This window comes from Rahnella aquatilis CIP 78.65 = ATCC 33071 (genome assembly GCF_000241955.1).
Classification (GTDB): domain Bacteria; phylum Pseudomonadota; class Gammaproteobacteria; order Enterobacterales; family Enterobacteriaceae; genus Rahnella; species Rahnella aquatilis.
Window position 1 is genome coordinate 2,813,936 of the sequence record NC_016818.1, and the last position, 13,909, is coordinate 2,827,844.

The following is a 13,909-nucleotide window of genomic DNA, read 5'->3' on the forward strand; positions in this document are numbered from 1 at the left end:
AGGCACCCGCCAGCAATTACTTCACCGTTTTACTGAATGCATCCACCGCCAGAATGGCGTTCGCCACGTCTTCGGCAGAAAGATTGTGGTTCAGGTTACCCAGCGTATCGCCCTCGCCGCCTGCCAGCGCACCGATTTTCACCAGACTGGCAAAAGATTCGTTTTCCAGATGCATTTCTTTCAGCGTGGTGGGTATTTTAATGGCACGGTAGAAACGGACGTATTTCGCGATTTCTTCGTCCGGGCGCTGTTCCAGCACCATCTGTGTCAGCGTACCGTAGGCCACTTTTTCGCCGTGGGTCAGATGGTGAATGTCACCTGAAATCGCGGTGAAACCGTTATGGATGGCATGCGCGCCCGCCAGACCGGCATTCTCAAAACCCAGGCCGGAAAGCAGCGTGTTAGCTTCCACCACCGCTTCTACGGCTGGCGTCACCAGTTTCTGCTCAACCGAGGTATACGCACTGTAGCCGTAAGTCAGCAGCGTTTTCTCGCAGGCCTCAGCTATCGCCATACCGGCAATCGTCGGATCCCCACCCACCATTGAGCGAGAGTGTGAACGCAGCACAGCCTGCGCCTCAACAAACGTCGCCAGACCGTCGGCGATACCCGAAGCAAACAGGCGTACCGGCGCCTGAGCGCACACATGGGTATCTACCAGTACCAGATCCGGGTTTTTATTGTAGAAACGGTAAGATTCGAAAACGCCTTCATCTGAATAGATAACGGAAAGCGCGCTGCATGGCGCATCGGTAGAGGCCACGGTCGGCACAATCACCACGTTTTGTTTCAGTTCATCAGCAATCGCTTTCACGGTATCAAGCGTTTTACCGCCACCGAGGCCGACCACGACCTGGGTCCCCGCCTTGCGGGCAATCCCGGCCAGACGGGTAATTTCGCTGGCAGAGGCTTCACCGTTAAAGCGTTCATAGTGAAATGCAACGTTGGCTTTTTTCAATGACTTCTGCACGCGGTCACCGATAATTCCCCAAACAACGTCATCAGCAATCAGGAATGATTTCCCGCCCAGATCCGGCAGATAATCTCCTAATTCATCCAGCACACCACTGCCCTGAACGTATTTTCCTGGCGAAGAAAAGATAAATTTACTCATGATAAAAACCTCTTTTCATTGATAATGTGAAAGTGAATAACGGACCTGAGCGTATCGCAGCACACCGGGAAGCCCAACCCATTTAATTCACTTTAACAGCATGACTCACAAAGAATTTTTCAAAGTGTGCGGATAATTAAAATAATGAGGGAAATTATTTTTGAATGATCTGATACCCCTTAATGATTATTAAAATCCGCATAATTCATTACTCATAGAACCTGTGCCGACTGTTAGCTTTTAGCTATTGAATGCATCAATAAAAGCGTCTTTCGCTTATCAGGAAAACCCGTAGAATTCATCCCATTGGCAGCACGTCGTAAGCAGTGGTCATTAGCCAGCTCGCTGTTAGCCATTCCATTAATATTTCTGAGATTAATAAGGGACAGCATGTACAATTTTCAGCGCTATAACGCCAAAGAACTGGCGCTTGCCTATATGAGCAGCAAACCACACGACTTTTCGCCGAATGAGTTTTTACAACAGTTGAAAGAGGTCGAGAAATCTTTCGACACGGCGCTGAGAAATCCTCAGCAGCAGCCACAGAACGGAATGCTGGTGAAGGCGTTTTGATTGCCATCTTGGTCTTCATCAGTTGAGTGCCGTGCGTTACCCTTGCTTTACCCGTTGAAGTATTTTGCACGTTCCTGCATTAGGTTCATCTGCAAAAATAAAATAGAAAAAAAGCAAAAGCCCCGAAATATTCGGGGCTTTTTGTATTTATTAATGACAACTCCCCTAAATCATTCAAGTTGCAGGAAGGCGGCAAACGAACGAATCCCGATGCGCTGACTAAAGTCAGTGATTCGGGTGAGCGAATGCAGCCAACGCACCTGCGGTTTGAAGGATGACGGGGACTACTTCGTCATCTGACGGTCATCAATGTACTTGCGTTTATCCGGCGCTGGCGGGAAATACTGATACAGCCAGGTTTCAGACAGCGCAGTCTGGCCGTTGCGCAGGAACATACGCAGCTCGACCGGTGCGACTGAATCACTGTCCGGATACCAGTCGAACAGGATGCGGTAACCGTCGAACGGCTGCACATACAGAATTTCGATATTTTTGATTTTACCCGCCGAGACGTTAATCACCGGCTCGATGCCTTTATCCGCAAAAGCTTTCAGCTCACCGCCAATGAAATCGATAGCGAAACGGCGCGCCCAGACTTGCGGATAGTTCTCACCCGGTGCCCAGCCTTCCGGGAAGCCGCCCATACCGGTACGGGTCGCCAGTACGTTCGCCAGCGGGCTGCGGTGAGGAGGTTCAGAACTCCAGTACAGTTTGTAGCTGAAATTAAATTCAGCACCGGATTTCACCGGATTTTCAGGCTGCCAGAAGCACACCACGTTATCCAGCGTTTCGCCGGTGGTGGGGATCTCCATCAGATTGACGGCACCCTTCCCCCAGTCTCCGACCGGTTCCACCCACAGGCTCGGACGCTTGTTGTACCAGCCAATCACGTCCTGATAGTTGTCAAAGTCATGGTCGAGCTGTAACAGACCAAACCCTTTCGGGCTGTTGTCGCTGAAGGCGTTGAACTGCAATCGCTGCGGATTGTTCAGCGGGCGACAAATCCATTCGCCGCTGCCGGTCCACATTTCCAGGCGGTCAGAGTCGTGGATTTGCGGGTGGATGGTGTCGCAACGACCCCGTTCACTGGTGCCGCAACTGAACATACTGGTCATCGGAGAGATGCCCAGTTGTTTGATATCTTCCCGGGCATGCAGATGGTTTTCAATTTCCATCACCACGCGGGTCGGTTCGCAGTGGATGACAAATTTATACGCGCCGGTAATGCTCATGCCGTCCAGCAAAGCGTAAACCGTAAACGTGGTGTCGCCCGGTTTTGGCGTATCAAACCAGAACGCGGTGAAATCAGGGAATTCTTCCGGCTGATCGGTAAAGGTATCGACTGCCACGCCACGCGCTGACAGGCCATACTGGTAGGTGTCATCCACCGCACGGAAATAGCTGGCCCCGAGGAAAGAAACCACGTCACGGCGCGTCAGCTCAGGGGCTTTATTGACTTTAAAACCGGCGAAACCAAGATTTGAGAAACCTTCAAGCTGTTTGGTATCAACACCTGCGTCGTGATAATTGAACAATTCAGGGCGGAAATGGATTTCGCGCGCCACATGTTTCACCGGGTCCACGGAATACATGCGCACGCGGCGTTTGAAGCCCATGCCGACGTGGAACAACTCCACATCAAGCTGCCGGTCAGGCAGACCATTCCACAGCGAATGTGCGTGATCATACTGAATCGCGTTGTAGGCCTGCGGCGTGAGTTCAGCCAGCGTCTTCGGCAAAGGCTGCGGCGCGCCACCATACGGCTTATCCGCTAAATCTTTCGCCATCTTCTTCAGCGCGTTGAAATCAAATGGCAATTCGCCGCCGTCTGCCACATTCGCCTCTGCCGCCTCAGCGGAACGGGTGAACAGTGTGGACATAGCCGGCACACCACACCAGGCGGCGAATGCCATAGATGCTTTAATAAATGCTCTTCGTTCCATGCCAGAATCGTTTCCTGTACTGGGCAAAAAAATCTGGGGGCTTCGTCACAAAAACGCAGTCCCCGCGTATTCAGAATTTTCGACCCTAAGGCTAACGTAAAATTCACAAGCCGAGTACAAGAAATTGAATGCATTCAGCTAATATTTCGCTTGAAAAAGTTAGCGCTTATGACAGTGCTCATCCCCCGTATGACAGGGGATGAGCCGGTTTTCAGAAACGCCGGTTTTAGCCGTAATTCCTGCCCTGTTGAGGTGCGTAACCGCCGGGTGACTTTAGGAGCATTCTGTTACCGGAAGGTGACTATCACTCATCGCTCAGCGTGTTATTCGGGTCGGTTAGCACGTCTTTTGCCCGTCCTGCTATGCTGAATTCTTATTGTTTTGTGATGTTTTTGTTTACTGCATTGAGGTTTCAGCATGTCCGATGAACAGATTCAGGTGAAAACGCGTGAGCTGTACGCGCAGTTAACGGGCAAAATTTCACTCCCCTGCACGCTGCATGTCAGCGGTACGGGCAATCTTGCGTCTTATTATCCGGTAACCCCGCTGGTTGCCGCCTCTGTCGCGCTGGCGGGTATCACGGTTTCGCAACTGCTTGCGTTAAGAAACGGCAAACACGATACGGTGACCGTGGATCGCCGTCTGGCCTCGTTGTGGTGTAAGACCAGTATCCGGCCTGACGGCTGGGATATACCGCCAGCGTGGGACAGTCTGGCCGGTGATTATGCTACGGCGGACGGCTGGATCCGTTTGCATACCAATGCCCCCGTGCATCGCAAAGCCGTCGAAACGCTGCTCGGCAAAGCGGAGAACCGGGAGGCGCTGGCGTTGCGGGTGTTGATGTGGAAAAAAGCAGAACTGGAACAAGCCTTGGTACAGGCGGGTGGATGTGCCGCACAGATGCTCAGCCCGCAAGAATGGCAACAGCATGTCCAGGGAAAATCGCTGATCGCGGAACCCCTTTTTCAGCATTCGTTATCCGTAAAAGCGGCACCGCCACAATGGGAATTATCCCCGCAACGCCCGCTGGCAGGTGTGAAAGTACTCGATCTGACGCGGATTATCGCCGGACCGGTGGCAACGCGTTTTCTCGCAGGGCTCGGTGCGGATGTGTTACGTATCGATCCTTTCGGCTGGGATGAGCCCAGTCAGGAAGCAGATGTCACGCCAGGTAAACACTGCACACGGCTGAACCTGCATAACCCGCAGGACAGGCACCGTTTCGAAGAATTGCTGCGGGACGCGGATGTGATCGTTCATGGTTATCGCGCTGGCGCGCTGCACAAACTGGGGTACGGCAGTGAGCAACGTCGTACGATTGCGCCGGGGCTGGTGGATGTGTGCCTGAATGCCTATGGCTGGAACGGGCCGTGGCGCGAACGGCGCGGGTTCGACAGTCTGGTGCAAATGAGCTGCGGGATTGCCGAACAGGGAATGCAGAAGTCAGGCAGCCAGAAACCCGTCCCGTTGCCGGTTCAGGCGCTGGATCACGCCACCGGTTATCTGATGGCGGCAGCCGTGCTTCAGGGGCTGGCGCAGCGCGTGGAAACCGGTCAGGGCAGCGAAACGCGGTTGTCGCTGGCGCGCACGGCCCGCGAGCTGATGGAAAATAACCCGCAAGCGGACAACGAACCGCCGATCGGTTCCACCGGACAGGCCGATTATTCTGTGGAACCGGAACACACGGTCTGGGGAACCGGCTGGCGTTTACGGCCTCCGGTCTGGCTGGAGAATTCCCGGCTGGTGTGGGAATTCCCTGCTTCACCGCTCGGTTCCGCACCCGCTATCTGGCGTTAAATCGTCAGAGAAAACGCCGCCTTGCGATACTGCAACGGCGTTTTACCGATCATCTTTTTAAAACGGGTAATGAAATACGGCGCGTCAGTAAATCCGCATTGCAGTCCGATCTCTTCAACCGAACGGTCGGTGGAGCGCAGTAACTCACATGCCCGTTTAACCCGCCGCGTGGCGAGGTAATCCTGAATTGAACCACCGGTTTCCTGCCTGAAAACCCGCGAGATATAACTTTCTGACAGCCCGATGGCCGCCGAGAGTTCCGCCAGAGAAAACTTCTGCACATAATTTTCTTCAATCCACTGCATCACTTTAGAGGCAGTGGTCCGGCTGACGGTTTTAGGCAATGCGTCTTCTGCAGGCATAAATGCCATCAGTTGCAAAATCAGCAGGGTGATTTCTTCCCACTGATCGGCCTGCGCTTCGGATAACTGATTGAACTGTTCGAGAATGACTTCGATATGACTGGCGTATTCGCTGAGATCATAAATGTGTGCGGCACGGTCGGCATTCCACAAGCTGGCGAACCGCGCCCGGCGTTGCGGAAATGATTGCAGGCAGCCATCCAGCAACTGGTGATCCAGATGGATGGTGGTACGCAAATACAGGTTCTTTTCACCGGCCTCGACAAATACTTTGTGCAGTTTAAAAGGCGGAAAGACAAATAGCCGCCCGGGGCGCAGCGTGTATTGCTGATTGTCCACGATGACAATGCCGTAACCCTGACTGACGAAAAGTAATTCCAGACACTGATGCCAGTGGAAATAATTAGCACTTCCGCGGTTCATCCGGTTAAAAGAAACCTGACGTTCATTAAGGGCAATGCGTTCCAGATAATCAGATACCGGCATTCCAGTTTCCCTCAGTTCATTTTTACGCCATTGACGGCAAGGACAACAAAACACAATTTTCAGTCAGCTTTTTATAATTTAAGCCGTTTTAGTCGCGGTTTAATAATCACAATTTCAAAAATCACGCCATTCTGTGAAGCACGTAACAATCAGTGTTTCTCAGTTCTCTATATTTCACTCGCAGCACAGAGAATTGAAATAATATTTCAAATTAATAAACCCTTATTTTCTGCTTCCCTCATGTCACCGGGAGAGTTTTTATGACGCTGAAAAAAGTGAACATCAATAATCCGTTGCAGACCCGCGATGAGGTGCAGCATCTGCTGAAAGAGTTGCTTGCGGCGGTGTCACCTTATACAGAAGAAGGCAAAAGCGGCATCAGTCTCGGGAATTCCACCACCCATTACGGCAAAGAGATTGCCAAAATGGAAGCACTGTCACGCATGCTGTGGGGAATTTTCCCGCTGCTGGCCGGTGGCGGTGAATGTGAAAATTTGCCTTTTTATCTGAATGCCATTCGTTTCGGCACGGATCCGCAGCATCCGCAATACTGGGGGAAAATCCGTGATTTCGATCAGCGCTGTGTGGAAATGGCGGCGTTTGGTGTCGGGCTGACGCTGCTGAATAAGCAACTGTTGCAGCATTTCAGCGCGCAGGAACAGCAAAATCTGGCGGACTGGCTGAACCAGGGACGAGACGCCATCATCCCGAATAATAACTGGAATTTCTTTCCGGTCATGGTGCAGATGGGCTTTAAAGTGTCCGGATTGCCCTGGGACAGCGACGCCGTCGCAGCGCGCTTTGCGCTGATGGAAGATTATTATCTCGGCGATGGCTGGTATTCCGACGGCCCCGGCAGACCGCGTGATTACTACATTTCGATGGCGTTTCATTATTACGGGTTGCTGTACGCACAGAATATGGCGGATGTGGATGCACCGCGTGCGGTCATGCTGCGTGAACGGGCACAATGTTTCGCACAGGATTTCATTACGATGTTTTCTGCGGGCGGCGCGGCGGTGCCTTTCGGACGCAGCCTGGCCTATCGTTTTGCCGAAGCAGCGTTCTGGAGTGCGGCGGCGTACAGCAAACTGGATGTGTTCACCCCGGGCATCATCAAGGGGCTGATTTTACGTCATCTGCGCCACTGGCTGAAAGAGCCGATTTTCGACCGCGACGGCGTGCTGAGTATTGGTTATCACACGCCGAATCTGGTGATGGCTGAAGACTATAACGCGCCGGGTTCACCTTACTGGGCATGCAAACTGTTCCTGGTGCTGGCATTGCCGCCGGACGATGCCTTCTGGCAGGCAGAAGAAGCCCCGCTTCCGACATTGTCCGATACTCACTGCATTCCTCACGCCAGCCAGATTCTGACCCGCGACGCCGAAGGCCAGCATGTCGTGATGCTCACCTCCGGCCAGCTTGAGCTGAATAATTTTGTCAATACCGAAGCCAAATACACCAAATTCGCCTATTCCAGCCAGTTCGGGTTCACGTTAGATCGCGGCCGGTACGGGCTCAATCATGCCGGTTGCGATTCGATGCTGATGCTCTCTGAAGGCGACGGCTATTACCGCGGACGCCGGGACTGTGCCGATACCCGCATCACCGGCGAAATGATTTATTCCCGCTGGCTGCCATGGCGCGACGTATCGGTGCGTACCTGGCTTATTCCCTGCGGCGACTGGCATCTGCGGGTTCATCACATCGAAAATCAGCGTCCGCTGGAGACAGCGGAAGGCGGTTTTGCGGTAATGCAGGAGCCTTCAACACAAACGCAGCAGTTGGCAGAAAAACGTGCGGTCACGGTCACGGCGCGCAACGGCATCAGCCGGATTGTCGCGCTTGAAGACGGCTCGTCGCGCGAAGCCTCCACCGTTGTCACGCCGCCCAACAGCAGCATTATGTTCGCCGAAACCGCCGCCATTCCGGTGCTGAAAAATGCCCTGCCTGCGGGTTCTCACTGGCTGATCACCGCCGTTTGCGCCTCGGCCAGCACGGATATCCGCGACATCACGCTACCGGAAGTTTCCCGTGAGGGGCAGTTGCTGCGCTGGCAATATCCGGGTCATAACGGACAAATCATTTTGGCTTAAACGCCAATACCCGTTTTCAGGAGTCACTATGAAAGCCATAAAAACAGCCAGTAAAACGGCTTACTACAAAATGAGCAGCTTTATATTCCTGTATTTCTTCACCTGGTCTTCAAGCTTCGGGCTATATGCCTTGTGGCTGGGGCAAAAAGCCGGGCTCGACAGTGTCAGTATCGGCACGGTGTTTGCCGTTAACGGTGTGTTCGCGGTGATCATGAAGCCGGTGTATGGCTATATCATGGACAAAATCGGCATGAGCAAATCTCTGCTGTACTTTGTCGTGCTGGTTTCCGCCCTGATGGCACCGTTCTTTATTTTCGTTTATCAGCCCCTGCTGGACAGCCATCTGATGCTCGGGATTATCGTCGGTGCGCTGTATCTGAGCCTCGGCTGGTACGCCGGTGTCGCAGCCTCCGAATCTTATGCTGACCGCTTCAGCCGCCTGTATCACATGGAGTTCGGGCAGGTCCGCATGTGGGGATCACTCGGCTGGGCGCTGGCCGCGTCTTTTTCCGGCGTGCTGTTTAATCTCTCCCCGGCCTGGAACTTCGGGCTGAGCAGCGCCACCTCGCTGGTTATGCTGGCGGTGTTGCTGTCGTTGAAAATCGGCGATGAAGAACTTAAAAATAATGACGTGATTTCACAGCAAAAGATCGTGTTCAGCGATGTGATTTTGCTGCTCAAAAACCGCAAGTTCTGGATGTTCTCGCTCTATGTCGCCGGTGTTGCGTGGATGATGTTTGTCGCCGAACAGCAATTCTCACGCTATTTCGTCACCTTCTTTGACACCAAAGAGCAAGGCAACGCCTGGTACGGTTATCTGAGCACCGTACAGTCCGGCCTCGAATTCCTGATGATGATGGTGATCCCTTTCCTGGTGAATTATTTCGGTGCCAAGAAAAGCCTGCTGCTGGTCGGCGCGCTGGTGGGATTGCGCCTGATTGCTTCCGGGCTGACCAATGATCCGCTGCTGATTTCGATTATCAAACCGTTCTACGGGCTGGAAATCGCGCTGCTGCTGGTGTCGGTGTTCAAATACATCGCCGAGCATTTCAGCAAACGCGTCAATGCCACCATGTATCTGCTGGGCTATCAGGCCATGATTTATGTCGGCTCGATTGTTGTCGCGCCCCCTGCAGGTTACTTCTACGACCGCATCGGTTTTGAACACACGTATCTGATTATGGGCGGTATCGCACTGTGCTTTACGCTGATTTCCGCCTTCACACTATCCGCCTGTCACAGCCTGCGATCAGGCACCCCCGTGCCTGCGGTACAGGCTGAAGTTGAAACTATTGGAATGGAAAGGGAGAAGGTATGACTATCACCATCGCGAAAGAGACGTTATTACCCGTGGAACTGAATCAGCTGGACAGGATCGCCTTTGCACAAAAGATGCAGCGGGCGCGCCAGACCGTGCTGAGCAAAATTTCCCGAAATCTGGAGAAGTTCGGCGATAAGTTCCCGGCGGAAACCTGCGAAAACGGCCATTACCCGCTGACAGAGAATGTGGAATGGACCACCAGTTTCTGGACCGGTCAGCTGTGGCTGGCGTGGGAAATGACCGGCGATAACCGTTACCGGCTGGCGGCAGAAAAGCAGGTGACGTCGTTTGGTAACCGTATCGCCAACCGCCTTGATACCGCGACGCATGACCTCGGTTTTCTCTACAGCCTCTCGTGCGTCAGCGCGTACAAACTGACCGGCAACCGGCAGGCGCGTGGTTTTGCGCTGCTGGCGGCTGAAGCGCTGATGGAACGTTTTAATGCCCAGGCAAAAATCATTCAGGCATGGGGCGACCTGGATGACCCTGAACAGGCGGGCCGCATGATTATCGACTGCAATATGAACCTGCCCCTGTTGTACTGGGCGAGCGAGCAAACCGGTGAACCGCGCTTCGCCGATGCCGCCCGCGCCCATGCAGAGCAGGCGGCGAAATACATTGTGCGCCCCGACGCCTCGACCTATCACACATATTACATGGATACCGTGACCGGCGAGCCGCGTTTTGGCAATACGCATCAGGGATATGCTGATGACTCCTGCTGGTCACGCGGTCAGGCCTGGGGCATCTACGGTTTTCTGCTCAGCTATCGTTATACCGGCGACGAAGACCAGGTCGAGCTGTCACGGCGTCTGGCACATTATTTCCTTAACCGCTTACCGCAAGACGATGTTTGCCACTGGGATTTGGCGCTGCTCGGTACCGATGCTGTTCGTGACAGTTCGGCTGCGGCTATAGCCGTCTGCGGCCTGCTGAGTCTGGCCACCGCGCTGCCAGCCACCGATGATAAACGCGCAAGCTATGAAGAAATGGCGCTGCGTATTATGGATTCACTGACTGAGAATTATCTTACCGGTGAGCAGGAAGATTGTGACGGTTTGCTTAAGCATTCTGTCTATCACATGGCGAGCGGTAAAGGCGTTGATGAGTGTTGCAGCTGGGGCGACTATTTTTATGTCGAAGCCCTGACTCGCGTGACGCAGTGCTGGCAGTCCTACTGGTAATCTCTGTGACGCAGTGTTTACGCACTGCGTCCGGTTTATCTGCCATTTTTCATTCGTGAATTGTTTTTAAGCATAAGCGGGGTTATCCGCATATTGTTATGTGTGCTGGCGTGTTACCGTAACATTCAAATCAATTAACTTTTCTTGTATGCCGTTACATCCATTAAGAATAATCTTAATTCACTCCTTTTTTTGTTCAGTCACACAGTAAATTGTGACATAAACCAAATTTATCAAAACTCTCCCTGCCCCTTAAGGGGTAAATAAATCACTTCCAACAATTCATTTTTCATGCAAAAAGTAGAGTCAGCACGCAGTTTGTACATTTTGTGCTGACACCAAAGAATCCAATCATTATGCAGAACAGGGACGTCCTATGAGGACTTACTATGCAAACGATAATCTTGGATCCATGCCGGTATACGCGTCTCGGATTGCAACAATTTCTCGCCAGTGAACAAGACATCAGTTACATCAGCCATTTTGAGCAACTTCCGGAGGGTTGCAGCAAACTGGATCCTTCCCTTGTTTTTATTAACGAGGATTGCATATCGTCTCATTCAGGTAATAAAGAACGTCTGGGGGAACTGATCACTGAATATCCTGATACGCTGTTTTTTATTTTTATGTCCCGTACACGTATTCATTTCGAAGAGTATATTTTTGTTCGTAAGAACGTCATTATCACCTCGAAATCCATTAAGGCCGGTACGCTTAAGCAGTTAATGAATCATCCGTTATTACCGCAGGCGCAGGATCCCGCCGGCAGCGGAATGCTCGATACCCGGCCCGTGATGCTCAGTCGCTCTGAATCAGCGATGCTCAGAATGTGGATGTCCGGCAACGGCACCCTTGAAATATCCGACAAGTTACAAATTAAAACCAAAACGGTGTCTTCCTATAAGGGAAATATTAAAAGGAAAATAAAATCACCGAATAAACATATTATTTATCACGTCGTCCGTTTATGTGATCAGCTTACCAACGGCCTCTACGTAAATTAATCTCCCCCGCCCTTCTCGTTTGGCTTCCTGCTACAGGCTGCGCAAGGGCGTGGCCTGTAGAAATCCGGGTTAATCTCTGAAAATGAGATCTCCGCCACAAATATAAACTGAATCCCTCCGCCGGATTGCCGATGACACCTTATGGCGATTTTTTCGTCACGACCGGACTTGCCCGCTGGCAATGCCTTTATCGCTGTCACTGACCGCCCGGAACAGGCGGTATGCAGGATCAATTGAGCGGAACAAAATAAAATGGATACTCCTACACACTTAACGACCAGAACTTCTTTTATCAGCAATATTCGCCTTATTACCCTGATTAGCCTGATTCTTACCGGGATCCTTTTCCTTTTTGCAGTTTCCATCGGCACCTCCGGCTTCTTTCTCAAGCAAAGTAATGCCGCGCTGGCAAACGCGACCCAGGAACTGCAAATCCGCCTGGCGCTTTCCAACAGTTCAAACCATCTGCGTACCGCCCGTCTGTTGCTGATTCAGGCCGCTGCGGCCGCGCGTATTGGCGATCAGGATGTGTTTAACCAAAACCTCAAGGACGCTGCCAGCCGTATTAAACAGTCGCAAACTTCATTTGATACGTATATCAACCGGCCAAATAAAACCGATAAAGATCGGGCGCTCGATGAGCCGCTGAAAAAAGCCTACGACGCCTATCTGACCCAAGGCATGGCACCGATGCTGGAATCGGCCAAACAGGCACATTTCGAGGAAGTGATTTCTCAGGAAGCGGAAACGGTACGTGGTCTGGATCTCGCCAATAATATCCCGCTGCTGGCGGCGATTGCCTATCGCACCGAAACCGCTAACGCTATCAATGATAAAGCGCAGCGTAATGCCGTGCTCGGTTATACCCTGATGGGCGGCGGGTTCCTGCTGGCGCTGGTGCTGACCTTCATCACTTACCTGGTCATGCGCAAAGTGATTATTCATCCGCTGAACCGGATGGTGATGCGCATTCAGAAAATTGCCGGGGGAGACCTGACGCAGCCCATACAAGCGCATGGCCGGAATGAAATCGGCGTGCTGAGCAACAATGTTGACCAGATGCAACGTTCGCTGGCGTCAACGGTGCTGACCGTGCGTGAAGGTGCGGTGTCTATTTATCAGGGGTCGACAGAAATTGCTTCGGGCAATACCGATTTATCATCGCGTACCGAACAACAGGCGGCGGCACTGGAAGAAACGGCTGCCAGCATGGAACAGCTGACGGCGACGGTGAAACAGAACTCCGAAAACGCCCATCACGCCAGCAAACTGGCTGCCGATGCCTCAAATAAAGCGCAAAAAGGCGGAAATATCGTCGCAGACGTTGTCAGTACCATGGATAAAATTTCCCGCAGCTCAACTAAAATCGCTGAAATTACCAATGTGATCAACAGCATCGCTTTCCAGACAAACATTCTGGCGCTCAATGCCGCCGTAGAAGCTGCACGCGCCGGTGAACAGGGGCGCGGATTTGCAGTGGTGGCCAGCGAAGTGCGCAGCCTTGCACAACGAAGTGCACAGGCGGCAAAAGAAATCGAAGCGCTGATTGAAGAATCCGTCGATTACGTCGGCGAAGGCAGCATTCTGGTAGGCGATGCGGGTGACACGATGTCCGAAATTGTCACCGCGGTCAGCCATGTGACGGATATCATGGGCGAAATCGCTTCGGCATCGGATGAACAAAGTCGCGGGATCAGTCAGGTCAGCCAGGCAGTATCAGAAATGGATGGTGTCACGCAGCAAAACGCCTCGCTGGTGCAGGAAGCATCGGCAGCCGCCGCGTCACTGGAAGAACAGGCCGCGCGCCTGACACAGGCTGTGGCGGTGTTCCGTCTGGATGGCAACACACGCAGTGTACAGCCACAGCCCCCGGCATCCTCCCGCGCCCTGCCCGGTCCGGCTTCCCGGTCGTCAAAAGGGGTGAACGATGAGCCGAACTGGGAAACGTTCTGATAGTCACATCAGCATGATCCCCGGCAGACAATAAGTAAAAAAATACCGGCGGCAAATCAATTTGCCCCGGTAT

The 13,909-nt window shown here is 52.6% G+C and carries 10 protein-coding genes; 7 read left to right on the top strand and 3 right to left on the bottom strand.

Translation table 11 applies throughout. From position 1 onward, the window contains the following. Positions 1-16 precede the first annotated feature (16 nt). Positions 17-1,114, bottom strand: coding sequence for a glycerol dehydrogenase (locus RAHAQ2_RS12710; RefSeq protein WP_015697624.1), 1,098 nt, complete (start codon positions 1,112-1,114; stop codon positions 17-19). Positions 1,115-1,504: 390 nt separating this feature from the next. On the opposite strand from RAHAQ2_RS12710, the gene RAHAQ2_RS12715 reads away from it, so the two are divergent. Then, positions 1,505-1,687, top strand: a complete 183-nt coding sequence (locus RAHAQ2_RS12715; RefSeq protein WP_015697625.1) for a hypothetical protein — start codon at positions 1,505-1,507, stop codon at positions 1,685-1,687. Between the two features lie 284 nt (positions 1,688-1,971). Here RAHAQ2_RS12715 and RAHAQ2_RS12720 read toward each other — a convergent pair whose 3' ends face one another. Beyond that, complete coding sequence (locus RAHAQ2_RS12720; protein ID WP_015697626.1) at positions 1,972-3,630, bottom strand: glucan biosynthesis protein D; 1,659 nt, start codon at positions 3,628-3,630, stop codon at positions 1,972-1,974. 417 nt (positions 3,631-4,047) lie between these two features. Here RAHAQ2_RS12720 and RAHAQ2_RS12725 point away from each other — a divergent pair, with 417 nt between their 5' ends. Beyond that, a complete protein-coding gene (locus RAHAQ2_RS12725; RefSeq protein ID WP_015697627.1) occupies positions 4,048-5,427 on the top strand; it encodes a CoA transferase in 1,380 nt (459 codons plus the stop codon). Here RAHAQ2_RS12725 and RAHAQ2_RS12730 read toward each other — a convergent pair. Continuing rightward, a complete protein-coding gene (locus tag RAHAQ2_RS12730) occupies positions 5,424-6,275 on the bottom strand; it encodes an AraC family transcriptional regulator (RefSeq protein WP_015697628.1) in 852 nt (283 codons plus the stop codon). The two genes, RAHAQ2_RS12725 and RAHAQ2_RS12730, sit on opposite strands and share 4 nt — an antisense overlap. Positions 6,276-6,535: 260 nt before the next feature. Between RAHAQ2_RS12730 and RAHAQ2_RS12735 the strand changes: the two genes are divergently transcribed. The 5 genes from RAHAQ2_RS12735 (at position 6,536) to RAHAQ2_RS12755 (ending at position 13,836) form a co-directional block, all read left to right on the top strand. Continuing rightward, on the top strand, positions 6,536-8,374 hold the full coding sequence (locus RAHAQ2_RS12735; RefSeq protein ID WP_015697629.1) for a DUF2264 domain-containing protein: 1,839 nt from the start codon (positions 6,536-6,538) through the stop codon (positions 8,372-8,374). A 28-nt stretch (positions 8,375-8,402) separates the two neighbouring features. After that, a complete protein-coding gene (locus tag RAHAQ2_RS12740) occupies positions 8,403-9,692 on the top strand; it encodes an oligosaccharide MFS transporter (protein ID WP_015697630.1) in 1,290 nt (429 codons plus the stop codon). Further along, a complete protein-coding gene (locus RAHAQ2_RS12745; protein WP_015697631.1) occupies positions 9,689-10,879 on the top strand; it encodes a glycoside hydrolase family 88 protein in 1,191 nt (396 codons plus the stop codon). Before RAHAQ2_RS12740 ends, RAHAQ2_RS12745 begins: the two co-directional genes overlap by 4 nt. 389 nt (positions 10,880-11,268) lie before the next feature. Further along, positions 11,269-11,883 (top strand): transcriptional regulator RcsA, encoded by a 615-nt coding sequence (gene rcsA / locus RAHAQ2_RS12750; RefSeq protein ID WP_015697632.1) that lies wholly within the window; start codon positions 11,269-11,271, stop codon positions 11,881-11,883. 252 nt (positions 11,884-12,135) lie between these two features. Next, positions 12,136-13,836, top strand: a complete 1,701-nt coding sequence (locus RAHAQ2_RS12755) for a methyl-accepting chemotaxis protein (protein ID WP_015697633.1) — start codon at positions 12,136-12,138, stop codon at positions 13,834-13,836. Positions 13,837-13,909: the final 73 nt, after the last annotated feature.